This window comes from Leptospira interrogans (genome assembly GCF_900156205.1).
GTDB lineage: Bacteria > Spirochaetota > Leptospiria > Leptospirales > Leptospiraceae > Leptospira > Leptospira interrogans.
This window is the reverse complement of sequence record NZ_FTNA01000013.1, coordinates 22630-47657: the sequence shown is the minus strand read 5'-3', so window position 1 is coordinate 47657 and position 25028 is coordinate 22630. Positions and strand designations below refer to the sequence as shown.

Below are 25028 nucleotides of genomic sequence, written 5' to 3'. Positions count from 1 at the left end.
TCAAATCACTTTGACTCTTCTCTAATAAAACCTTATCGTAGGAGTTCCCACAATCGCATCCTTTTTTTACGTCTACAGACGGCCAATTTCTGTAAAATGTGGGAACTACTACGTTTTAGGGATGAATGGATAAGCTGTTAGAAATTAGGTTTGCAAGAAAGTTTTTCTGTAAGATTTTGAAATGTGGGAACTCATACGAAGTGCAAATTTGCAACGAATGAGTTTTCCATCGCACGCGATAGAACTTCCAAATTGAAATCCACTACAATTTTATTTCATAGAAACGGTTTTGCGCTTGTTTCAGCCAAATGTTTTTCTCGTTTGATAAACGAACATTCCCTTTGTTTTTAAATTTAGATATAATGTTTTATCAATCCTACCGACAACAATATTATGTCATCTTTCATAAGTCTTTTGTATAAAAATAAATTTCTAAATGAAAGTCTATGTTTCCTACTTTCGATCTTTCTAATTTTATTTTCCTCAGAGGTTTTCGGAAAATCCATATCCAAGGCAGATCGAAAGATTCTTTCCGCAGCCATCAGCGGAAATCAAAGACTCGCACAAAAGGCTTTGAAACAAGGAGCGTCCATTCATGCCAAAGATCCAAGACAATTTTTCTTAGGAGAAACACCCCTTCACAAAGCGGTCTTTAACAACGACGTATCCTTTGTACGATTCCTTTTGGGTAAAGGCGCCGATCCGAATCTTTCGGATGATCGGGGAGAAACTCCTCTCATTACCGCAGTCTACGGTTTAAGTTTGGAATCCGTATTAGCATTGTTAGACGCCAAGGCAGACCCGTATTTAGAAACAAAATCCGGAATCAGCCCTGCGGTTTTAGCGGCAGATCTTTGTTCTCTTCCTATCTTAAAATTATTAAAAAACGCCGGAGTGGATTTCAATCGACCTACAAAAAAAGGATTTTTACCGATTTATACCGCAGTGGCAGGGTGCAATCGAGAATTTATAGAATTCTTAGTAAACTCTGGATCTACGATAGAAGCCCCTACCATTAGCGGGGTAACTCCTTTGATGCATGCGATCCGATGTAAAAATTTAGACGCAATTCGATTCTTCATGGAAAAGAATGTTTCCGTTTCTTCCGTAGACAAACACGGAAGAGACGCGTTGTATCATCTTTTAGGTTTTCAACAAGAGCTCGGGACCATAACGTCAGACACATATAGTCGTCATTTAACCTCAAAGGATATCAAAGCAATTACTATCTATTTGATTGAACAAGGAACTCCTCTTGATAGAGAGTATAAAGATGGGAGGACCGCTCTTTTTTTATTGTTAGGCGATTTAAACGATGACAATAATAGTAATGATTTTTCCGAGTTTTTTTTCCAATACTGCAAGACAAACCAAATCGATCTCAACCGCTCGAATCGTTTCGGACTGACTCCTTTTCAATACTATGAACTTCAGAAATTCAAAAAACAAGAAGATTGGAACCAAATCGATCGTTTTCTTTTAAACCTCAATGATAAAAATCCGAGCACCGCTTTCCATGCAATTTTTCTAATAAACTACGAAAACGACAACAGTACTACAATTCGTACGATTTTAGAATCGTTTCTGAACCAACCCACACTACCGGCTTTGGAATGGTTGGAATCAAATCTCTGGTTAACGGTATTTGATTTCGAAAGCGATCCAAAACTGATGAAATCATTAGCGAACCGATATCCGATACCGCCGGTTAGCTATTGGCAATTCGACATATATGATCGTGAAGGGATTCCGAAGGATCCGGAAGAATTGAAACTTTGGCTTCGTTCGATTCAAAAAGGAAAAAAAATCGAGCTGATTGGTTCTTCTTTGAGAACGATAGATAGTCATGTTAAGATCAATTTCGCCTTGAATGAGTGCAGATCGGATTTGCTTGAAAAATTACCCTCTCAACCATCTCTTTGGCAACTCACAGGCCCGAAAGGTTTTTCGAAACATTTTTATAATGTTCGTTGTGAAGATGTAAAAGAGGAACAGAAGCTATATCAGTTACTTCATTCGATTGGTGCAAATCCAGGAAAAGGCGATTGGATTGATTACTCCCCTCTTTGCTCGGAGATACCAGATGAAAGCGAGTCTAAAGATCCCAAAACACGTGAACGAAGTTTAAGAAGAATTTCCATCCTTCTTAAAATGGGGGCCAGTCCCAATTGTTATGTTTACTCGCAACATCGCTGGAGCGACAGTACAACCGCATTGGACGCTACGAGAAAATATGGACTGAAAAATTTAGAAAAACTTCTTCTCTCTTTCGGAGCGAAAGACGAACGAAAAGCCTCGCTCCAAAAAGCAATTTTAGCAAAGAATAAAACTGAAATCCAAAAACTACTCGATCAGGGAGCGGTGATCGATGTGGAAGAGTTAAAACTGGCAAAAGGAGATTCAAAAATTCTTTCGTATCTTTTGGAAGAATACAACTCTCTTCGAAAATCTCCTCTGCTTCGTGAAATCAAGATTGAGAGGTATTTGAACAAGCCCGTCAAAGTAACCTACGATCTATCTTTTTTAGAGATTCTTTTGAAAAAGGGATTTTCTCTCAAAGTTCGTTCTTTAGACGAAGATCACATTGTAGAGAACTCTGGAATGGACGGATATACTTACAGAACCAGTTGTGCAGTCGCAAAGATTATGAACTCCGATTCTAAAAACCTAATATCCTTATTACGATCCCAGAATTTTTCCGACTATTCCTGTAGAGGGTTTTATTTTACGTGGTTCTTTGAAGAAAAGATGCGAGAAAAAATCAAAAAATTAAAATTAGACTCCGTTTTTCCGGAACTGCATGAGGAATCGTATTTATACGAACATGAGTAAAACGTAAGTTCGATGTAAGGACCATGACTCCGAAAAAAGTTGGAGTCTGGATTTTACAGATTGATTCCTTAAATGTGGGAACTACCACAAAACTTAGGTCTGTCCGTAACATGAAGTGGGAACTCATAATTTTAGAAAATTCTTTCTCACCTAACTCACGTTAAAATGGGATTTAAATTTTGATGATGACCGCAAAACAGAGATTTTGTGCAAAAATCGGATGGACAATGATTCTTTTAGTATTTTTTAAATTCCAATAGTACCCAATTCGAAAGATTTTTATTTTTGCCATTTTAAAGATTCTAAAGAATACGAAGAATCGACGTGAATATTTTCATTTTCCCTCGTCAGTTTGATTTCGCAGTCTTTTGAATCGAAGTTTCGAGTTTAGAATCTAAGAATTCGGAAGAATTTCGCTTCGTTCGTTTTAGAAGGAATTTTTAACCACCTTTTTCTTTCGGAAGAGACTAAGATTGGGTTCGGATGGAATCGTAAACTTTTAATGATCCTGTTTTGAGCAAGATCGAGGTGCCAGACATAACTGTACGAACTGTGGAAGGGTGGACATCCCACATTCAAAGCTTTATCGATGGAATCCCCCACCTTCGAATCATCCAACCACAAAAGATAATTCACCATAAAACATCTGGAAACACCATGAGTAGCAGAAATAACGCCCAGAAGAGCCCAAGTTTTACAATCGATTCTCATGTTCATACGAATCATTTTGCCTCGATTTTTTTGATACAAAATCTTCCCGGCCTTACGATTAATCCTTCTCTGAGAAGCCAAAAACTTCTGATATCGTTTCAAAAGAGGAAGAATTCTCTTTGGAAGCGCTTTCTTTTGTTCCAACGTCAATGTTTTCAGATACGATTCCGGAAACAGAATGGTTTCGGTTTCCGTTTTGGATTCTAACAATTTGGATTGGATTTTTTGATCCGTGTCGAAAAAGATTTTTCCCATACCTAAAACGGTTCTTCCGAGTTGTGGAAAAAACCGGCGAAGCGGAAAAAAAATCGATAGAATGGAAAAAAATACAAAAGGTTCCTTCTAAAAGGCATTTGAAATCCCAGATAACGTGAGCAGGACCGTAAAAAATCCTACTTGGTAAAAACTAATTTTTTTTAGGAAGAACTGTAAAATGTAGGAACTCTTACAAAGTTCAAGATCTTCCACAAAACGCGGGAACTCACAGTAAATTCATAATCATTTAGAAATCTGATCTAAAAAAACGTGAGTTCGGCGTAAGAATATTTGGGCGAATCGCTCGCGTTACAAGTTGCTAGGGATTAGTGGCGAGTGGTTAAAACTTTACGAAGTTCGCTAATCCCTAGCTCCTAACCACTCGTTACTTGAAATGCTCGCGACCGCGCTTTCCGCTGCAATTTCTTCGAAATTTTCGCTACAATCGCTTTCGCATTCGTTATACCGAACTCGCGTTAAAAAAACAAAAACCCTAAGAAAAAATTCCCAAGAATGCAGTAAAATCGCCGAATCAATGTCCGATTAATTCCTCATACTATGATGAGTCAAAATCAATCTGCCCAGCTCCGTTCCGATCAGATTTGGCATATTGTAAAAATTATCCGAAGTAATCTGGACGGAATCCTGAAATAAATGTTCCGCAATGTATCTTCTTCCGAGCCCTACTCCTAAAAATACATAGTTGCGATTTTGATTTTTTAGAATTTCTGCATGTAGTTTGCGGTTATCCCTGGAATTGATTTCATCGGAAACTTCCGCCTTACCTCTTTGTCCTCTAAAATCGGAAATCATCACTACAATTTTAGTTTGTGCTTCCGGAGAAAAATACGATTCCACTTTTTCAAGAAGTTGATATTCCTCCACCGAATCTCCCTGCCAGTCGGTTCTCAGATAATTGAACATCTCTTCTTCCTTGGTTTCGTCGTAAACTTCGTCTAAACGTTTAATTGGAATTAGGTCAATTCTATCTTTTTTATTGTTTCGATCCGAATACGCATGGATCGAAAAATCTACTTCATGTTCTTTTAAAATATAGGCTGAAGAAAGCATCGCAGAAATTACCGCGACCGCATATTCAAAGTTAAAGATTCTTCTGGACTTAGAAACAAGAAATGCAACTTCCACACCTTTTAGTTTTTCTTCGTTCTTGTCTATGATCGTACGATCAAATACTTTTGAATCCCCTCTTCCGGATAAAAAGGAAATATATTTCCTAGTATCGATTCGATTTCCTTCATTACGATACATTCTAGTAATATCTATCTCCGGATCAAAAAGCCTATCTAAGTTGAGTTCTATTTCTTCGAGACTCTGACCAAATACTTCTTTAAACTCTTTTAAAGAAACTTGAATTGTGTATTCCCAAAGAATTTTACGTTTGGCAAGAAATTGTTTATAAAGTTCTTCCGTACGATAACCCCAGGCCCCACCTCCGCCCGCAGGTTCGCCTTGACCCTTGTTGCCTCGAGTATCTTGGCCATACCAAGCGTCTGCGCCTTCTTTGATTTGTCCCCCGGTTTCAGGAGTATCAATTTCGATTCCTCTTTTGAGAGGATTACCGGAGTTGAGAAGTTTTGCCTTTCCGGTTAAGGCTTCTCTTTTATGAAGTTCAGGATCCCACCAACGTTTTTTTTCAATGTCTGAGACCGTCGTCAGAGTTTTTTTTTCTTATCCTCAAGAACCTTGAAGAAATCGGATTCTACCTCGATTCCAGAAATTTGAAAATCCAGAATTTTTTCGAGTTCCATTCTTTCCTTTGGGTCTGCGATCTGATTCGTATAAGCGATCTTTCCACCTCGAACCGCGGTTTCTTTCAGACCGGCTTCTCCACCTTTCTCTTCCGCATAACGTAGAATATGATCTTTCCAAAAAAGGAGATTAGAAAGTCCGAATAGATACGGCAATAAATTAGCCGAACCGATCGTTCTTTTTTTAGCGAGATCTCGTATTTTCGTATGAAAGTTCACCATCTTCAAGATCAAACTATTTCCTGGAAGATAAAAGGATAATATTTCGGTTAACGTTTTTTCGTCTTCAAGATCCGGAAACAACACACTCGTAAAACGATTTCTAAACGCTCTGGAAATAGTAGGATTAGATTTAGATTTTCGAAAAAGTTTAAGTGCGAAAATTCTGGAACTTTCCGTCAGTTGAATCGGTTCACTGTTTCCACTTTCCGGAGGAAGAGTAAGAGAACGAGCGTCATCAGTTAACATATTCAATTTTTCTACTAGCTCCGCACCTGCTGCTTCTAAATTGGTAATAAGTATATTTCCACCTTCTCGAATCCCACGAGTGAGTGGACCGTCTACCCAATCTACTTTGGAACCGTCAATAGGCTTCAAAGCTCCTATGATGTCAGAAGTATGAATTCCTTTACAAAGACTTACCGTTTCTAAAGGCAGTCCTGAAATTTCAGTAAATAGAGGGAGAAGAATCTGAGGATCCTGTTCTTCCGAATATTCGATCAATACGTTTTCTTGAAATTGAATTGCGGCAAAAATTTTCTCGGAAAACTCTCTGAGTTTTAAAGGAAGCGGAACTTCGCTTAACAATTTTTTTGCCTTGTTTTCATCGGCGACAGGAATCATTTTATCGTTACAATAAAAAAATCCTTTATGAACTTGAAAACTAGGTTCTGGAAGTTCTGGAATCATTTTTAAACCGGATTCGCCTAACAATAATTCAATCTGAAAATCCCTATCTTCCTTCTTCCGAAAAGGTTCCACGTAAAAATTCCAAAATTCCCTAAATTGAAGTTCGCTTGTGTCCGCTTTTAAACCAATCAGACGGTTACAAAGTTTTTTTAAATTTCGAATATTAAAATGATATTTTTCGAGATCACCTTTTCCGAGTTTACCAGTTACAACCCTACTTTCCGTTTCTAATGAAATTCTAATACAAGATCGAAGTAAAGATTCGCTCAAAGCCGGATACAATTTTTTCAAGATAAATAAAATTTCATCAGGAGTATGAGGATCTATAAAAATAACCGAGAAAAAACGAGTAATGTCAAACGGAAGTGGTTTTCTTCCTTCAAAACCTTCCGATGGATTTTGTGTTCCTATAAAATTAAAACCTTCCTTACAGTAAATTTTAGAACCGTCCCCTTCGATTAACTCTAAATAGGCGGACTCATAAACTGTAGAAAACCGTTTGATGATATGGGGAGGACAAAGATTCATTTCGTCGGCTACAAAACTATGACCCGAACGAATCGCAGAAGTAAGAGGTCCGTCCGACCAGACAAATCCTCTTCCATCCATCAAAATTCGATACGAACCGATCAGATCTTCTGGAAGAGTATCTTCGTTAAAACTAAATCTTGCAGTCGTGTGTTTTCTTTTGTGATTAATATAATAAATAAGAGCATTTTTTCCGACTCCTGCGTCTCCAACGAGAAGGATCGGCTTTCCTTCTAACAAAGGATAAAGAATATTAGATAGATTACGAACGGTAGAATCGGTTTCGACTAGATCTGATCCGAGATTGGTTACTTTGATTCCGGATTTTGAAACTGGAATATTCAGTCCGGCGATTTTTACGGTTTCCATAACTCAAGTATTCTCCTACAGGAGTCTATGGCAACCTGAATTCTTAGTAATTAAAAATTCAAATCTAAAGAACAGATGAGAAAGTTACTCTCTATCATCAATTGAGTTAAACAATCCAAAGAGGAAATCTAACTCCACAAAAAGACTTTTCTCAAAAATACTTTCAAAAAACACTCTATAATTTTTTAAATAAAAATTGAGTATTTTTAAAACGACTTCTAATCGTAGATTCTTACAAATCACAAATAATAAAAATATATTCTAATTTTATGATATACTACTCGTTTCTATAAAATCGAGTATCTATAAATATTGTGATAAATCGTAGAGGAACGCGTATTCGGTAAAATACAATGCGAAAGCAATTGAGGTGTAGAACGCTCTCTCGAACTCAGCGTCTCGCTTTTCTATGGGCGCTCGAAGTAACTCAGCGTCTCGCTTCTATGGGCGCTCGACAGATCGTGTTCTAAATTGAAACTAAGAACGTTTCCGAAAACTTCAAAAATTTTTATACAATAATTCTTTAGAAATTTTTAATAAACTACAGTATTCCTACAAATTAAATCGCATTTTGCAACTTGTAAACTTTCAAGTAGTTTTAATCTCATTAAATTTTCGTAGTAGTTCCTTCATGGGACGGTTTTGGAGCACACTCAAAAATGATAGATTGCATAACGTTTATTTTATACAATTTATTGAATGGAGCAGAAAGTGCGGTCTGGCAGAGCCGAATTCGCCCCGGTTTTCTTACACTGAATTTACATTAGAATTGTTGAAAAATTAATTCTCCATTTGTTTCTATTTTATGGAAACGAACAATTAAAGCGGTTTTGTTAATCTGAACTATGGAATTTTTCAACAACTCTATTATTGAAGTGTAAACTATTGGATTGTGTATTCTATTATATAATTCCGAGTAATACAATTTGATTGTAAAAAAAAATAAAACTACGTTCTAAATAGAAGTTTTATTTTATGATTTGCGAAAGTGTATTTTCCAAGTTCCAGAATAAATTAAAATCCCAATAAATTATTTTATAAATTTGAGTATAATCTAGGCTTCTACAAAAATCTAAAACCAGAGTCCAACTGTCAAAAAGTGTATCGTTAAAGTATAGTTAGATCTTTAATTTTGTATAAAACATTGACTACCAGACCTATCTTCTGTTATCAGTTATTCGTATGTTAGAATATGTTTTAGCCAATCGTATCCAAGGTTTGGATACTTCTGCAATTCGCAAAGCTTTTGAACTTGCAGGAACACTTAAAAACCCAATCAATCTTTCGATAGGACAACCCCATTTTCCTTGTCCTTCAAATATCATAGAAGCCGGATCAAAAGCTTTGAAAGAAGGTAAAACCGCCTACACTCTTACCGGAGGAATTCCTGAATTAAAAAGCGCACTCTCTGAAAAATACAAAAATGAAAATGAAATTTCTTATGCAAAACCAGAAAGAATTTTAGTTACATCCGGAATCAGTTCTGCATTTCTTCTTTTATTCAACGCATTGTTAAACGAAGGTGACGAATGTTTGGTAATAACTCCTCACTTTTTGATGTATCCAGCCTACATCAAAATTTACGGAGGTAAGATGAATTCAATTCACGAGTCTTTCGAACCGGAAGAGTTAAAAGAATTTGCAAATAAAAAACTCAAGATCATTATTTATTCCTCCCCTTCTAATCCTACTGGAAAAATTCTTTCTAAAAAACAACTGGAAGCTCTCGCAGAACTTGCAGAAAAAACAGGAGCTTATCTAATCTCGGACGAAATTTACGAAAAATTCGATTACGATAAAAAATTTATTTCGGTCGGTTCTTTTTATGAAAAGGCGATCACACTTTCGGGTTTTTCTAAAACATATAGTATGACGGGACTTCGTTTGGCATCTATACTGGCCCCAGAATCCATTACAAAAACCTTAACTACTTTGCAACAATATACTCTTGTATGTGCCCCTTCCATAACTCAATGGATGGGGATCGAAGCACTTAAAACCGATATGAGTCCCTACATAGCAGATTATAAAGAAAAGAGAGACTTTGTTTTTGAATCTTTGAAAGATCATTACGAAATTACAAAAAGTGAAGGTGCGTTCTACTTTTTTATTAAAATCAAAGAAAAGGACGAAGACTTTATCCTAAAAGCGGTTAAAGAGAAAGAATTGATTTTGGTACCTGGATATATTTTTACCAGTTCTAAAAATTACATCCGAATCAGTTTTGCATCCGAATGGGAAAATCTAAAACGGGGAATCTCGGCGCTTGTTGATCTCGCCTGATTCTTTTCCTTTTTGGATAATCCTCGGTTTCGGAAGTTTAGGAGCAGCTTCCTTAGGAAGTTTTTACGTTACTTTAGGTTTTAGAATATTAGAAACCTATTATGGAAAACAAAGAAAGTCATTAACTTTTTTTCAAAAATGGAAACGGATTTTCACATTTCCCAGCTCCTGTGACCATTGTGGAAAAAAAATACGTTATCCGGAATTACTTCCAATCATCGGTTTTTTTATCTCTAAAGGTACATGTAAATATTGTAATAAAAAGATTTATATTCTGTTTCCTTTGGTCGAATTTTTATTCGTTTGTATTTTTGTCTTTTGTTTTACCATAACAAAAAATCTTTCATTTAGTTTTACATTTTTATTTTTATGTGGCCACCTTCTGATCTCTTGTTTAACAGACGCATTCCACTTTTCTTTGGACTACGAAAATCTTCCTTGGATTTTATGTTTTGGAGTTATATCCATTTTTCTTTTGGACGGCAAACTTCCGAGCCTAAACGATTTATTTGTGTTAGGTGGTTTTTTTTTCACTTTCTTGGTTTTATTTTTTTTCTTTCCGGGCGGGATTGGATTCGGGGACGTTTTATTCGCCCCAATTTATGCTTTTATAGCAGGCCATCCCTGGTGGATGTTTTTTTTAAACGCTTCTTATATTCCTGCCGTTTTATTTACAATCATTCTCAGAGAAAGAGGGAAAAGTATTCGTAAAACTCCAATTCCAATGGGTTTGTATTTTGGGATCGGATTGTTTTTTACTTTTTTGAGCAGAATTTTTTTTGAATCGGACTTGGCCCCATTTACCTTATTTTCAGAATATTCAAATTCTGATTGATTTTTTATTCTGATATATATTAAAAATATATAATATTTTACTCCGAAATAAAAATAGAATTTTGTGTCAAATATTTATGGCGCTCAATTTTATAGAGTCTAATAGTATATAAAATTTTTATAAATTATCTTTTATGTCTTTCGAGGTTTTAAAATAAACTCTTAAATTTTATGATCTACCGTAAGTACTCAATTTGTAAGAGTTCCCACAAATTTCAAAGTTGAACTGATAAATCCGTAATTTATAAGAGCTCAGTGTATACTTATAATAAACTCTTGTCTCTGAATTATAGTTATTCGATAAAAGAATCAAAAAATTTGTTGTAAACCTAATCAAATACGAAACATCAGAAAACGTATGCTAAGTCTCAAAAAAGCAAAAGAAGCCTTAAGTCAAGTAACCAAATCACTACCATCAGACACGATCATAAAAAGAGGAATCGAACTTTTTAACTTTGGAGAAGTTCACGACCTATTAGAAACGAAACAGAATCATTATTATATGAAAGTATCCGGAACTAGCGCTGTGTATGAATTAGAAATTCAAATTTCTTCACCCAAAAAAACGAAGGTGATATGTAATTGTCCATATGATATGGATGTCTATTGTAAACACGCAGTCGCCGCCATTTTACAAATTGTATTTTCCGGTTTTATCAATCGTAAAGATAAAACAAAACAACCAGAACTTTCAAAAATTCTTCCGAGTGTATCCCAAAAGGATCTCGTAAAATTTCTTTTAGAAAAAGCGGGCTCAGATCCTCGTTTTTATAAAGAATTGACAATTTTTTTTCACAATCCGATTCTAAATCAAGAGCTTCTTATTTGGAAGAAGTGACGAAAATGTATCATTCTTTTTTAGATGAATTTGATTTCATCGATTATCAAACCAGCTTTGAATTCCAAAAAGAAATGAATCGTTTTCTAGATCAGGCAAAAAGACTTTATCCAATAAAACCAAAAGAAGCCCTTTATCTCGCTTCCGCCTGCGCAGAAATAGCATTGGAGGCGTCCATGAATATGGACGATACCAACCATTATACCATGGATGATCTGGTAAAGGATGTTTTAGAAATGATTCGAAAGTCAGTTCGAAAACATCCAACACTATGCGATGAAATTTTCGAAATTTGTCTTCATCTATATCAGAACAAAGCCACACAAGATTTCGGTCGTTCAGATGACTATTATGATATTATAATATGTCTAGATTTAAATTCCAAACAACTAAAACGTCTTCAAAAGGTTTTGGAACAAGAACTAAATTATGCAAAAGACAATCCGTATCGTATGGAAAGAATTATTATTGAAATTTATAAACTTTTTAAAAAGTTTGGGCAAAGTAAAAAAGGAATCGATTACTTCAAAAAAGAAGCCATTTATGCTAATTCCAGAAATCAATACAAGAGACTCATACAAATAATGAAACAAATCGCCTCCTCTTCTAAGGGAAAAAATTCGGTTTCGTCCCTGGTTAAACGCCTTTTCCCATAAATCGGTCATATTAGCAGAACTAAAAAAAGAAAAACTTATTTAGTAACCTTAAAATCTCACATGTGATTTTTTACGGCAAATTCTATTGATCATTATAAAATTGATTACCGTAAATTTTAATTACAAGATCCTGTTTCAAAACAAAATATTGGGTAACACGTTATATAATTATGAGTAGTTACAAAATGAACTCAATTTAAATCGTCCAAAACCAACGTTGTTTTTAATTTACACACAAAGAAATCAATTCTCTAGATTCAAATATTTTACTTTTCGCAAATATAAGCTTAAACGAACCATCCGTTAAAATGTCGAACAGAAGCATCAAACTTCCATAATAATTTAAAGTTCTAACCCGAATCTTCTCTTTGATATTTTAAATTTCGAAAATATCTCAAGGAATGTGTACAAAAACGAAAAACATTAATTTTTTATAAATTCACGCTAAACTAGAAATCCAATCTCTATAAAATTTTTCTTGTTCATCCACGGTCACAAACTCCAAATGATTGTCACAATCGAATATATCAACTATATCCTTTGATTTCGCCTGTTCTCCCAAATACAATTGATAGGCCGTCCTTCCAGTCCCCATCGAACGTTGCATACTAGAAGGATAAATATTTCTAGCAGCACCATTACAGTAAATCTGAATATTCATGGTTTCTAATTTTCTTCTAACCTCTACCAAGGTCGAAAAATAATCATGGTTCGTAAAATGGAAATTTTGATTGTCGATTACAAATTTTATATCGACCAAATCCGTATCATCCAACTCAGTCAATGTCATTTCACATTCAAAAATACGATCTTTGTTTATTTTAAATTTTACCGTTCTTTTTTCGATTTCCATAAAAGTCTATTTTAAGCGAATCCTATCTGGATTTACATCTTTTGAAAGTTTTACCTCCGATCATACTCAAAGTTTGAATCTCGTTACTTACGACTCGATACATAAAAATAATACTAAGACGAACTTGCTCCAAAAGTTAGAATGTAGAATCCACTTCAAACAATCAAAGTTAGACGCAATTTTTGAGGACTTCCACATCTTTGTAAAATCAACCGTTAATTTTCAGCACTATTTTTATACGTCTGATTCGTAAAATTTTCACTACAAAAATATATTCTAACTTTTCTTGGATAAATTGATAACATCGTCTACGTTAGTAAAACGACATTATTCGTTCACTTTCAATGGATAAGAAACAAAAAAAATTAATTTTCAACAACTATAATATTCATTTACTTAGAGATTCTTTTTATAATAAACCAAGGCCTTTAAAAATAAACGACTCTAAGATCCAAACCCCCATGGGTTACATGAATCGTATCCGTCTTAACTCCCATATTACGAATCAGAACAGACCAACAATCTTCGTCAGGACAAAGTATCAAACCACTCAGTTCACAGGGAAGTCCCCACCAATGTTTGAGTCTTTCTCCCAATTTTTTATAAAACCCAATCGAAGAACCCCTTTCTAATCTAAGTCCGTAAGGAGGGTTGAGTAACATCCAGACTCGTTCGCACCTTCCAGAAGCATTCCAAATATCTTCGGCAGAAAAATGAAAAAAGTCGCCTTTATCCTGGATAAAACGAAAAGAACCAGAAAATCCTAAGTTATTTAAAAAATCTTGATATAAGTTTATTCTATTTTTAGAATATTCAAAAATTTCATCTTCCAGTTCATTCCACCAGACTCTAATTTGGTTTTCCAAAGAATTTTTTAGAATTTTCTTTTTTAAAAAATCCCAAGTTGTATTGGGAAATTCCTCCATGTCCTGAAATAAATAATTTCTTGTATAATGAGTAAAACCAATTCCTAAAATAGAATCTACAGCCTCACGGACAAAAGTCCCGGTTCCGGCAAATGGAACAAAAATTCCATCCGGGTCCGGGAGAATATGATGCATTTTTTGTATTATAAATCTGGCAAGATCCTCCCGAATCGGAGCCGATTTAGAAAGAGGTATAAAATTTCCTCTTTGATTGAGAGGTTCTCCAGAAAGACTGAGATTCAAAATGATTTCGTTTTCTACAAGAAGCGCACTGAGTTCAGTGGTTTTGATTCTGGAAGACAGTGGAATACTTGATTCCCAAAGCGTCTGTAAATTACCAGAGTTCCATTGGTTTTGCCCTTTAACTTGTGAACGAAAACGAAGTCCCCACTCTTCCGGAAGAATATTAGATTTTCTTAAAGCATTTTCAAATCCTTCAAAAGTAAAAGATTTTTTGAATGGAAACATTCCCAAGTTTAATCGAAAATCTCTCACCCAAGGAATTCTTACTAAAAGTTCAAGTGCTTGTCTGAAATTAGCGTTCTCGAGTAAAATTTTGCCATGTTGAATTTTCAAAAATGGAATCTGAGTTTTTGGAAGATACGATTCGGAAACAACCTTTCTTGCGATCCGTTCCGTTTCGTTAACAGACCCGGTAGGAAGTAAATATTCCCATCTTCTATGTAGACTTGCCTTAAACTTTGGAAAGTTCCAACTCATAAAACATAGGATCAAAACTTAGACTTAGAAAGCCTATCTGAAAATTTCTTCTATCTCAGTATTCTAACGAGCCGTTTTCGCACTTTTTTTGATCGCTTCAAACTCTTTTAAAGAAACAACCCTTCCGTCCACGAGATGAATTTGTCTTTTTGTTTTAGAAGCAAAATCGGGATCGTGAGTTACCACAAGGATGGTGGTTTTGGTTTCCCGATTTACCTTTTCTAAAATATTCATAACTACTTTTGTATTTGTGGAATCCAAAGCGCCGGTTGGTTCATCCGCAAAAATATATTTAGGATTCATCACAAGCGCACGTGCAATCGCCACTCTCTGCGCCTGACCTCCAGACAAACGATTGATTCTATAGTTCATCCGATCTTTTAAATCAAATTCTTCTAAAAGATGTTCCGCATAACTCTGATATTCTTTTAAAAGCCCCGCTTTTCTTGCAGGCATCAATACATTTTCAATTGCAGTAAACTCAGGCAATAGATAATGAAATTGGAATATAAAACCCATTCTTTTATTTCTAAACTCGTGGATTTCCTCTTCATTCATTCTATAAATATCTTTTTTGTCTATTTTAATCGTTCCAGAACTAGGAGGATCTAAAGAACTGATCATATACAATAGAGTACTCTTTCCGGAACCGGACTTACCGGTAAGAGAAACGTAATCTCCGTCCTCTATATCCAGCGTAACACCTTTGATAATTTCGGAATTACCAAAAGTTTTTCTAAGATCGGTTACGGAAATTCCGGAATTTACGAATTGCATCTTATTCTCCACGTATGATTTCGATTGGAGAAAGTTTTCCGGCAGATCTTGCGGGAATCCAACTAGCGATCAAAGTAGCTGCCATAGATTGTATAAACGCCTGCATATAAATCGCCGGAGCAAAAGAAATCACCATATTTCCGGCACCTGCCGAAAAAAGAGGATTTGTAAAAGGAAGAGATTCAATTCTTAAACAAACTAAAAAACCTAACAACAATCCGATTAAACCGCCGGAAATTCCAAGAATCAACCCTTGTAAAAGGAAAATAGTCAAAACTTCATTTGGTCTATAACCTATTGAACGAAGAATCGCAATTTCCCTCTTTTTCTGATTTATAATTACATTTAAAATATTGTATATTCCAAATCCAGCAACCGTCAAAATGGCCGCTGTCATAGAATAACGGATCGCATCTTGTAATTTAAAAATCGCAAAAAAATTGGAATTTGCTTCTTCCCAACTTAAAATTTTATCGTCGCTGATACTTTTCCATTCTCCCGCTTTTTGTAGAGAACGGTTTACGTCTTTGAGACGAACGGCTATATCGGTAATCATCCCAGACTGAGCCGTCAAAAGTTGAACTTCAGATAACAGCCCGTAGGCGATTCCATCGTCCAAAGCCTTATTCCCGGAACGAAAAATTCCAGAAATCCGAAACGGAGTTTTTTCCTGCAACCCCGAAGTCAACCAGATAGTTTTATTCAATCCAAGTCCGAGAAGTTTTGCAAGTCCGTCTCCTAAAACGATTCTATTTCCCGCCGAAAGAGATTCAACACTTCCTTCGATGATATAATCTGCAAGAGGAGTAATCAAGGTTTGTCTGGATGGAATGATTCCTATAATTTTTCCCGCTTCTTGATTGGAACCGGAAAAAAGAAAAATTCTTCCGCTCACTTGAGGAGAGTACGCCTCCACTTCTTTATCTTGTTCCAATCTTTCATACCAAAGACTTGCGTTGTTTAAATGGTTGGAGCCTCGTTTTCCAGAAGGGGGAGAAATCCAAAATACGTTTTCCCCTGGAAATAAATCATCCATAGCATTAGGTTGAATAATTTCCTGTCTAGAGCTAATCCGAATGTGACAATCGGAATTGATTAACTGATCGACTAGATAACCTCTAAATCCTAAAAGAACTCCGGATATGATGATAAAAGCTGCCGTCCCCAAAACAATCCCCGAGAGTGTAGTCAGAGTTTGTTTTCCTCTGACTAACATTTGTCTGATCGCGATAAACCACATTACGGGACCTCCGAAAGTTTATCCCCAGCTTGTATGTCTCCGTCCTTTACCTCTACAAACTGTTCCGATTTTAACCCCGGCTTAAAGGAGACCGAAACCGATTTACCATTTCTGAATATTATAACTTTCTGTTTCTTTTCGTATTTCCTAGGAATCAAAACCACATTTTCTTTTTTGCCAATTTCTATCGCCACGTCAGCGGTCATTCCGGCCAAAACTCCTTCGGGAAAATGAGTCACTTCGATTCTTGCAAAAAATTGTCCCGCGTGAGAAAAAGTCCCTCGAACTCGTCCTTGAATTACTTCGTTCGGTTTTCCTTCAAAACGAATCAACGCATTTTGATCTTTACGAATCGAAAGAAGAATTTGTTCGTCAAGAGCAACGATTAAATATTTAGAACCAATTCCTAAAACTTCAATCGCTAGAAAATTTTGAAACGCGACTTCTCCTTCGTGATAACCGACTTCGGAGACGATCCCGTGAATCGGAGAACGAACGATAGTCGATCCTTCCAACTGAAGCAACCCCTGGCCAGGAACAACTTCATCCCCTTCTAAAACAAATACCTTTGTAATTTTAGTAGGAACTCCGACTCTAAATCGAAACGTATCCAAAGAATGAACGGTTCCGAGTCCGTAAGCTTTTTCCGCAATCGGACCGATAACCGCTAAATCCTCCACCTTCTTTTTACCTTTCATAGATAAAAATAAAAACAAAATTAAAAACGGAATCAGGGGCAAAAGAATCCGAAACACAAGACGTAGAGATCTATAGACCGCAAACCAATATTTTATTTTATCGATGAAAACATTCATAAAAACTCCCGATCAAAATCGACTGCGATTTTAAGATCTCTTCTTTTTCTTTTTCACCTTCGTCGCAGTTTTACGAACGGTTGGTTTTTTCTTAGGTTTTAAAACGGGAGCCGGAACTTCTTGTATTTTAGGAGCCAGCCCTCTTGCAATAAACTCGATCGTTCTTTTTAATTCTGTTTCTTGATCCCAGCCGTCTTCGGGTTTAGGTGGATAAAAAATTTCTGTAAGTAAAACAAATCCCGCAAGATTGACCGCAACCAAACGAAATGCACTACTGATTGAAATTTCTTTAGAAATCATTCCTGCATCTTGAAATTTTTTAAGATGTTCTTGAACCAAAGGAACCACTCTTTGTCTAAAGACTCGTTCTAAAAGACTTCGAACCTCCAAAGTGACAAAAGCTTCTTGAAGAATGATTCGCATCAAATTTTTATTACTTCGAACAAACCCGATTCTCTCTTCAAAAATGGCCGTTAAAAATTGTTCGAGAGAAGTGAACTTCTGTGAAAAGACCATTGTCTGTAGTCTTCTAAGAGTAAGTGGGGCAAAAAACTTTTCTAAAATAGGAGAAACTAATCTTAAAAGAAGTTCCTTTTTACTTTTAAAGTGTTTAAAAATCAGTCCTTCCGCAACGCCTGCTTTTTTAGAAATTTCTATCGTGGTTGCTGCGGAAAAACCTTTTTGGGCAAAAATTTCAATCGCCGCCAAAAAGATTTTCTTTTGTCCTTCGGGCCATTTTGAATCCAGCTCGATACTTTCATGCATTTCTTGATTTGGTGAGTCCATGGTGAGTAATCACTCACTTATAATTTTGCACAAGGAAATTTGTCAAGACTCAAATTTTTTAAATTTTTAGACAACGTGAGCCGTCACGAATCCTAAAAAGGTATCATTTTACATCATTGGATTTTTGAGAACAGATCACTTTTGAGAACCAACCAGTCGACAACAGAAATCTCAAATTAACAATCGGATCAAAAATCTTTAGAGAACCTTCTAATTGGATATAACAAACTCACTTAAATCATACGATTCATAATAAAATAGAGTTGTTGAAAAATGAATTCTCCATCTGTTTCTGTTTTATGAAGTGAATGATTGAAGTAGTTTTGTTCAACGCCTCTATCGAATTTTTTAACAACTCTAATACTCGCAGAGCTTAGAGTAGTTGAATTGCAAAACCTAAATTTTGCTTTTACTTTATATTGAGAATTTTCAATCCAGAACAAAATGATAACTCTATCCAACTAAACCTGAATAAAAACATTCATTTAGATCTCAGAGTTTTACTTCTGTGATAACTATTTTTTAATTATTTTTGACTTGAGCCTTCGGCTTCCTTTCAGCCTAGTATACGTTTTGAGAGTTTAAATTTTCAATTCCTATTCCATTAAAAAAGAGTCAGAATGTTTCAACGTTTACCATCCCACTTTAAACTTATCTTAGGTTATGTTCTCTACTTCGCTCTTATACTTCTAGTTTATAAGATCTCGTTTCTTTTGGTCTATTCTTATAGACTTCAAGGAGTTCCTTTCCAAGAGTTGGCATACGCGTTTTTATTAGGTTTTCGTTTTGATCTAGTAGTAATCGGAATGACACTCGGATTATTTGCATTTCTCTCCGTCTTACCTTATTTTAATCAATTCAAGTTGTATCGTTTTTTCTGGGGCTATACTCCTTTGCTTTTAGGAATTTGGATGATAGCACATCTAATCGCAGACATCATCTATTTTGAAAACGCAAATAAACATATAGGTTATGAAGGATTTGTATTTCTCGGAAAAGATCTAGGTGTGATTCTTAAATCCGCATTAGAACAAAACACGATCACTTTTTTAATAGGAGTTATATTTTTACTCATCTTTCTTCCGTTATCTACTTGGTTATTTCTTAAATACAATCCATATCGTTATCAAAAAGAATCTTGGAAATCCACAACCATTCAAATTGTACTCGTATCGATCATAACGATCATTGCAATTCGAGGAGGAATCCAAGAATCACCTATAAGAGCGACTAACGCTATTGTTTCCGGAAACAATTTTGTTAACAACATTGCATTAAACGGCGTTTTTACTTCCATCATGGATTTAAAAAGCCAATCCATTCCTAAATTCCTCAAGTTAGAAACGCAAGAAGCAATCACAATTGTACGAAAAGAAACCGCCTACGCAGGCGCAGAATTTATCAGCGATAAATATCCAATTTTACGAGTTCAAAAAGAAACCAATCCAGGGACACCACCTAACGTAGTATTAATTATGTTGGAAAACTGGACCGGAAAATTTATCAGCCCCATTTCGAACGGACTTGTAGAAGGGAAGGAAATCACTCCGTATTTCAACCAACTTTTAAAAAAGGGAAGATTCTATAATCGTTTTATCGCTTCAGGAGGGAGAACGACTAATGGAATGATGTCGATACTTACTGGAATTCCAGATCGTCCAGGGCTAACCGTTGTAAGAACACATCAGGTTCTAGGAAATTTTTCCGGAATCGGAAACATATTCAAAAGAATGGGTTATGATACGTATTTTGTGACGGGAGGTGATTTGAGTTTTGATAATAAAAGCACTCTAATGCCTCATTGGGGTTTCGATACAGTACTCGGAGAAAAGGAAATTACAAAATTAGGAAGATTTAAACTAGGAGCTTGGGGATACGACGATGCAGACGTATTACAATTATTGCATGAACGAATTTCCACCTCTAAAAAACCAATTTTAGGTTTGGCTCTAACACTAACCACTCACTATCCTTACAGAACTCCTTCGGAAAAATTTAGGATTTTTGATCCTTCTACAAGAGACTACGATTTCTTAAACGTTTACAACTACGCAGATTGGGCCGTTCACAACTTTATCACTCAGGCAGAAAAATCCGGATATTTCAAAAATACAATTTTCGTTTTTGTGGCAGACCATACGCATCACAGATATTTAGATTACTACGAAGATAGAAATGTGCCTTTTCTAATATATGCTCCTGGAAAAGTAGAACCAGCGTTAGACGAAACTATAGCTTCCCAATTAGATATTATCCCGACAATTTTAGGGCTTGTAGGAAAAAAAGCCTATTTTTCTGCAATGGGCAGAAACCTATTGGCTCCAGAAAGAACTAAAACCGCCTACTTTGCATACGGAAATCTATTTGGGTGGATAGAAAAAGAACTTTTTTACTTAAGATTTTTTGACGGAAAAGAAGATCTTTCTTACAACATCAATCCACCACGCGAAAAAAATAATTTTTGTAGTAAGGATCCTTTCGTATGTGAAGAAATGAGTAAAAAAGCAAAAGCTTATTTAAACCTAAGCTACGATTTATTAAATCGAAATATAGTTTTTCCTTCGGACGCGGAATTACAAAAAATAATGTCACCGAATACGACTCCATAAACAAAAACCTAAATCGATCTTGTAAAATTCATTCTGTATCAACGGACGAGAATCGAAATATTCTCGTTTTGAAAATACGGATTTGGTTTGGTAAATTAATTTTCAAAAAATCAACTGGTAAATCCACGATTTGTGAGAGTTCCCACAGCTAAAACCAGTTCGTTCGTATGTTGAGTAATATGAGAACTACTATAAAATACAAAAAGAATCATCTTCCAGTCAGATTTCTGCACAAAATCTATATTTGGCGAGCCACTACAAAAAATAAAAAACATTTTATTAGAGGTTTCTAAAACCCAATCAAAACTACACAACAAAGCGCTAATATTTCAACTCGAACAGAGATTTATAATAGAGTTTTTGAAAAATTCCATAGTACAGATTAACAAAACAGCTTCAATTGTCCGTTTCCATAAAATAGAAACAAATGGAGAATTAATTTTTCAACAATTCCAATATAAATTCATAGTATTTAATTTTATAGAATTCAATATGTCGCTTAAGACCATAAAACCTATTTATTACATCAAATTTTTAGAATATACTATTTCTAAAATTCCTTCTAAACAAAGCGGCAGGGATCGACGCGGGGTCAATAAATTGGTAAAAAAGAAAATGCCAACATTTCTCCACATTTTTCAATTTATTGACCGAAGCCGAGAGCCCGGTTTCGGAGAAACAATTACAAAAATATAAAAACAGAATATAAAAAAAAACATAAACTAACAAAGTTATTTCTCCGAAAGCCGCCACACAAAAATCTAAATATCAAAAGACAGTTTTTACACAGACAAATCCAAGCCATTTGTGCAAAAATAAATCTACATACACATTTAAAATGAATATTGATACGTTTTACTTACTTAATACATTCAGTTTTTTAAATACAATATTTTCAAAATGGTTATAAGTTCGTGATATTAGAGTTTCTGAAAAATTAATTTTTTATCGGGTTCAGTTGTATAAAAACGGTCGATTGAAACAATTTTATTAGTCTCTACTATCAAATTTTCAACAACTCTATTAAAAAAAGTATATTAGTATTGTATTATATTTTACAAGATGTAAATTTACAATTCCATCTTCCGCAAGAACTGACAGAGTAACTTATGGATGCACTTTCAATCTTCAAAGTTTAATTCCGGAAGCAGAATACAAATCGTGGCAAAGACTACATTCATCTAACTGTTTACGAATTTCTCTTCTTTTTTCTAAATTCAAAACAGGCCAGAGATTCTCTTTTTCATAGGGATCAATTTGAATATCATAGGCTTCTTCGTCCGGAGGGAACGAATTAAGACGAAGCATATAGTGCAAATTCCCTTTAATATAACTCATCCCAACTCGATAAAGAGAAGTTTCGTTGTTATTTGCGATAAAAATACGACGATCCTCAGTCAAATCGGAAAAAAGAGAACGTCCTTCCAATTTGGAAAGATACCCCTTTACATCTGGTTGATTGGAAACACCTAACAATTCCGCAACGGTCGGGATTAAATCCGCGTTGGAAACGTTCTTATTCATATTCTTTTTTAAACGATCTCCGAAATGATTTTTTAAAGAGTTAGGCACGAAAAAAAACATAGGAATCGCCAAAGTTTCGATATGATTACTTTCTATATGACCAATATAATCGTGTTCAAAAAGGGCTTCCCCATGATCAGAAGTAAAAATCACAAGAGTATTTTCCATTAAGTTTTCTTGATTCAAAAAATTGAATATTTCTTTCAAAAGAAAATCTAGATAACGAACAGAATTGTCATAGGGAGCCTGTGTATCCTTACCAATCGGAAAATGAACAAATTCCTCTGGAACGATATACGGAAAGTGATTCGTATTTAAATGTAAAACTCCGGCAAATCTGGAATTTTTGTTTTTAAGAGACCTGACGTGATTTTGAAATTCAGCAATCGTTTTACGATCATCAATTCCAATATCATTAAAAACCCTGAGTCCGCTAATCTCCTTATTCCATAAAAAATCGATTCCAGCGTTTCTAAAAAAACCAGAAAAATTATTCCAACGAAAACTGTGACTCGAAATATAAAACGTAGAAAGACTAGCAGCTTTACCATATTCCCAAAATAAAGGAAAACTATGAGTCATAGAAATGGGTTGAATCGGGGAAACGCCAGATAACAAACTCGGAACGGAAATTAAAGTAGAACTCGAATTCGAAAAAGCTTTTTGAAAAACTACAACAGAACCTTTCGAAACATTTCGAGTCCAATGATTTAAAAACGGAGTAGTATCTTTATGATAACCATAAAGAGCCATACTCTTTCTACGAAGACTTTCACTTAAAACGATCAAAACGTTTTTTCGAAAAGGAATCGATCCCCTTTTCAAATTAGGTCTATTTCTAGACTGCAGTCCCGCAGAACCGAGCCGATCTCCCGTGATTAAGTTGTATAAATTTCGATTGATAAATGAAATCGAATTCACATCCGAAACATAAATCTGATCGTTAAAACGAGTATTGTTATGAAAAAAAGCAGCGAGAATAAGAATCCCAAAAACCAAACTGAAATAAATACTTTTTGCAAATCGAACCGGTTTAAAATTTTGTGAAGCAACTCTTAAACTCACGAACACCAGAATCAAAAGAAAAAAGAAAAAGATCCAAACCCAAACCGTAAGCCCGGCGCTAAGGAGCGTCCAGCTATTAAAAGGTTCTTGAAAAATATAGGAAAAAACAAAAAAATTTGGCATGATTCCGGTATATATAAAATAACCATAAGAACCAATCATACAAACAGAATAGCTCAGAGAAGAGAATATTAAAAGAACCCAATATACCTTTTTGTTCGAAATAGAATCTAGTAAAGAAAGAGAAAAAAGGAGCAGAAAATAGATCAAAATCGAATAAAGGAAAGAAAGAAGGTAATAATAAACCTGCAAAGTTTCCATGTGGCTCAAAATCTTCCAACGCAGCCCTATATCTAAAAATAGAATCAAAGACGGCACAAAAAAAAGAGGGAAAAATCTAAATCCAAAATTGGAAACGAAAGAATTTAAGTTTTGTCGAAAGAAAAAAACCAAAAAAACGCTCCATATTTGCTGGAAATAAATAGAATTTTGACTCGGAAGAAGATTTAATTTTTCATTCAGATCATAAATCGAAAGGAAAGAAAACCTCCATAGTAAGCAACAACTTACATGTTTATTAAAAAAATGTATTAGAAATCAAGTTTTTTTCGGAAGGAATTTAGAAAAATCCATTTTTTGATCCATAGAAATTTGAGCATTTTGAAAATGATTTAAAGAAATTTGATATTCTAAAACTGAGTCCGAAATACCCAATGTTCAGAATTTATTAGAGTTATTGAAAAATTTCATAGTGGCGACTAACAAAACTGCTTCAATCGAAAATTTCATGAAACAGAAATAAGATGGAAAATTCATTTTTCAACAATTCTATTCTATTGAAAACTAATATAATAAAGTATCGAAATTCTGTCACTAAAGCTGAAATTCGATTCAAAATTTATGGTATTCTAGTTCTATAAAAAATAGTAAGCGGAAAAAATATCAATAAACTACATTCTAATTTTAACTTTGGATAAATCCAGAAAACTTATATCATCCAAATAGAAACAAGAATAATCAAGATTCAGACCGATTCTTGGAGAAATAGATTTGGCAATTCAAGCCTTACTTACTGAAATGGGAATTGTAATGAATATTGAACTCACCCGGGACCAATACCAAGCTCTATTAAAATCTTTAGCGATCACAAGATTTTTATATCATTCCATTCTGGATGAAGAGGAACCAGCCGCGGATAGATTGGATTCTTACGATACATTCGAAGATATGGAACAGCAAATTCTATCTTATGCAAAAGCAGTGGAAGCTTCTCATCTAGTAGCGTATGATAAGGAAGAAGAGCTTCATTATCTTACCAGGGAATTCGAAGAAAAAACGGATATTTCCGATCTCATTACAGAATATCAAGATAGTATCTTTTGGGATGAACTCATTCAAAGACTCGCCGCAAGAGACTTTTTACGAATCTACGACGAATCCGAAATTAAAGGAATGGCGATTGAGGAAAGAATCGAAAAAGAAGCCCCTTTCATTTCAAAGTATGAGGAAATTTTTACAGAATCTGGAATTGAAAACCTAGAAATTAAATAAAAAAGTTCATCCTCAAATCAGATTATTTTCAGGAAAAAATCTTTTACTGCTCCTGATTGATTAAGTATTTTGAATTTTTATCGCAAAACATTGTTTCAGCGCAAAACACTGGACACTTTTATATTAGTTATAAGGGTAAAAACGTAACGAAATCATCACTTTAAATTTTCTTCAAGCC

Annotated in this window: 16 protein-coding genes and 1 pseudogene; 7 read left to right on the top strand and 10 right to left on the bottom strand. The window is 34.9% G+C overall.

The annotated features are described in order from the left end of the window. The first annotated feature begins 393 nt into the window (after positions 1-393). Complete coding sequence (locus BW942_RS11870; RefSeq protein WP_000093912.1) at positions 394-2832, top strand: ankyrin repeat domain-containing protein; 2439 nt, start codon at positions 394-396, stop codon at positions 2830-2832. Between the two features lie 387 nt (positions 2833-3219). Here BW942_RS11870 and BW942_RS11860 read toward each other — a convergent pair whose 3' ends face one another. Together BW942_RS11860 and BW942_RS11855 are read right to left on the bottom strand one after the other, a co-directional pair. Next, entirely contained in the window at positions 3220-3798 is a 579-nt protein-coding gene (locus BW942_RS11860) for a DUF1564 domain-containing protein (RefSeq protein ID WP_000515990.1), read from the bottom strand. A gap of 543 nt (positions 3799-4341) precedes the next feature. Further along, positions 4342-7373, bottom strand: a pseudogene (locus BW942_RS11855) (AAA family ATPase). Between the two features lie 1182 nt (positions 7374-8555). Between BW942_RS11855 and BW942_RS11850 the strand changes: the two are divergent. From BW942_RS11850 to BW942_RS21500, 4 genes are all read left to right on the top strand, one after another. After that, positions 8556-9656, top strand: coding sequence for a pyridoxal phosphate-dependent aminotransferase (locus BW942_RS11850; RefSeq protein WP_000895444.1), 1101 nt, complete (start codon positions 8556-8558; stop codon positions 9654-9656). Further along, positions 9640-10491, top strand: coding sequence for an A24 family peptidase (locus BW942_RS11845; protein WP_000909040.1), 852 nt, complete (start codon positions 9640-9642; stop codon positions 10489-10491). The genes BW942_RS11850 and BW942_RS11845 overlap by 17 nt, the downstream gene beginning before the upstream one ends. Positions 10492-10848: 357 nt before the next feature. After that, positions 10849-11328 carry an SWIM zinc finger family protein gene (locus BW942_RS11840; RefSeq protein ID WP_002146333.1) on the top strand — a complete coding sequence of 160 codons (480 nt, stop codon included), beginning with the start codon at positions 10849-10851 and terminating at the stop codon, positions 11326-11328. Then, the gene (locus tag BW942_RS21500; protein WP_223809841.1) at positions 11325-11984 is read left to right on the top strand and encodes a hypothetical protein; all 660 of its coding nucleotides are present in this window, start codon (positions 11325-11327) and stop codon (positions 11982-11984) included. Before BW942_RS11840 ends, BW942_RS21500 begins: the two co-directional genes overlap by 4 nt. A 439-nt stretch (positions 11985-12423) precedes the next feature. On the opposite strand, the gene BW942_RS21495 is transcribed toward BW942_RS21500, so the two are convergent. The 7 genes from BW942_RS21495 to BW942_RS11790 all read right to left on the bottom strand — a co-directional run bounded on the left by BW942_RS21495 (position 12424) and on the right by BW942_RS11790 (position 18562). Then, positions 12424-12837: a hypothetical protein gene (locus BW942_RS21495; protein WP_000402055.1), complete on the bottom strand. Its 414-nt coding sequence runs from the start codon at positions 12835-12837 to the stop codon at positions 12424-12426. 428 nt (positions 12838-13265) lie between these two features. Further along, entirely contained in the window at positions 13266-14483 is a 1218-nt protein-coding gene (locus tag BW942_RS11815; protein ID WP_000118751.1) for a hypothetical protein, read from the bottom strand. A 63-nt stretch (positions 14484-14546) separates the two neighbouring features. Then, complete coding sequence (locus BW942_RS11810) at positions 14547-15260, bottom strand: ABC transporter ATP-binding protein (RefSeq protein WP_001161019.1); 714 nt, start codon at positions 15258-15260, stop codon at positions 14547-14549. Between the two features lies 1 nt (position 15261). Beyond that, complete coding sequence (locus BW942_RS11805) at positions 15262-16500, bottom strand: FtsX-like permease family protein (protein ID WP_000264232.1); 1239 nt, start codon at positions 16498-16500, stop codon at positions 15262-15264. After that, positions 16500-17315, bottom strand: a complete 816-nt coding sequence (locus BW942_RS11800) for a hypothetical protein (RefSeq protein WP_001100379.1) — start codon at positions 17313-17315, stop codon at positions 16500-16502. Before BW942_RS11800 ends, BW942_RS11805 begins: the two co-directional genes overlap by 1 nt. A gap of 30 nt (positions 17316-17345) precedes the next feature. After that, complete coding sequence (locus BW942_RS11795) at positions 17346-18101, bottom strand: TetR/AcrR family transcriptional regulator (protein ID WP_000378131.1); 756 nt, start codon at positions 18099-18101, stop codon at positions 17346-17348. A gap of 233 nt (positions 18102-18334) precedes the next feature. Continuing rightward, complete coding sequence (locus BW942_RS11790; protein ID WP_000376317.1) at positions 18335-18562, bottom strand: hypothetical protein; 228 nt, start codon at positions 18560-18562, stop codon at positions 18335-18337. 159 nt (positions 18563-18721) lie between these two features. Here BW942_RS11790 and BW942_RS11785 point away from each other — a divergent pair, with 159 nt between their 5' ends. Then, positions 18722-20710, top strand: a complete 1989-nt coding sequence (locus BW942_RS11785; protein WP_000487747.1) for an LTA synthase family protein — start codon at positions 18722-18724, stop codon at positions 20708-20710. A gap of 1128 nt (positions 20711-21838) precedes the next feature. On the opposite strand, the gene BW942_RS11775 is transcribed toward BW942_RS11785, so the two are convergent. Continuing rightward, positions 21839-23752, bottom strand: a complete 1914-nt coding sequence (locus BW942_RS11775; protein ID WP_000231004.1) for a phosphoethanolamine transferase family protein — start codon at positions 23750-23752, stop codon at positions 21839-21841. A 597-nt stretch (positions 23753-24349) separates the two neighbouring features. On the opposite strand from BW942_RS11775, the gene BW942_RS11765 reads away from it, so the two are divergent. Next, on the top strand, positions 24350-24850 hold the full coding sequence (locus tag BW942_RS11765; protein WP_001007332.1) for a hypothetical protein: 501 nt from the start codon (positions 24350-24352) through the stop codon (positions 24848-24850). Positions 24851-25028: the final 178 nt, after the last annotated feature.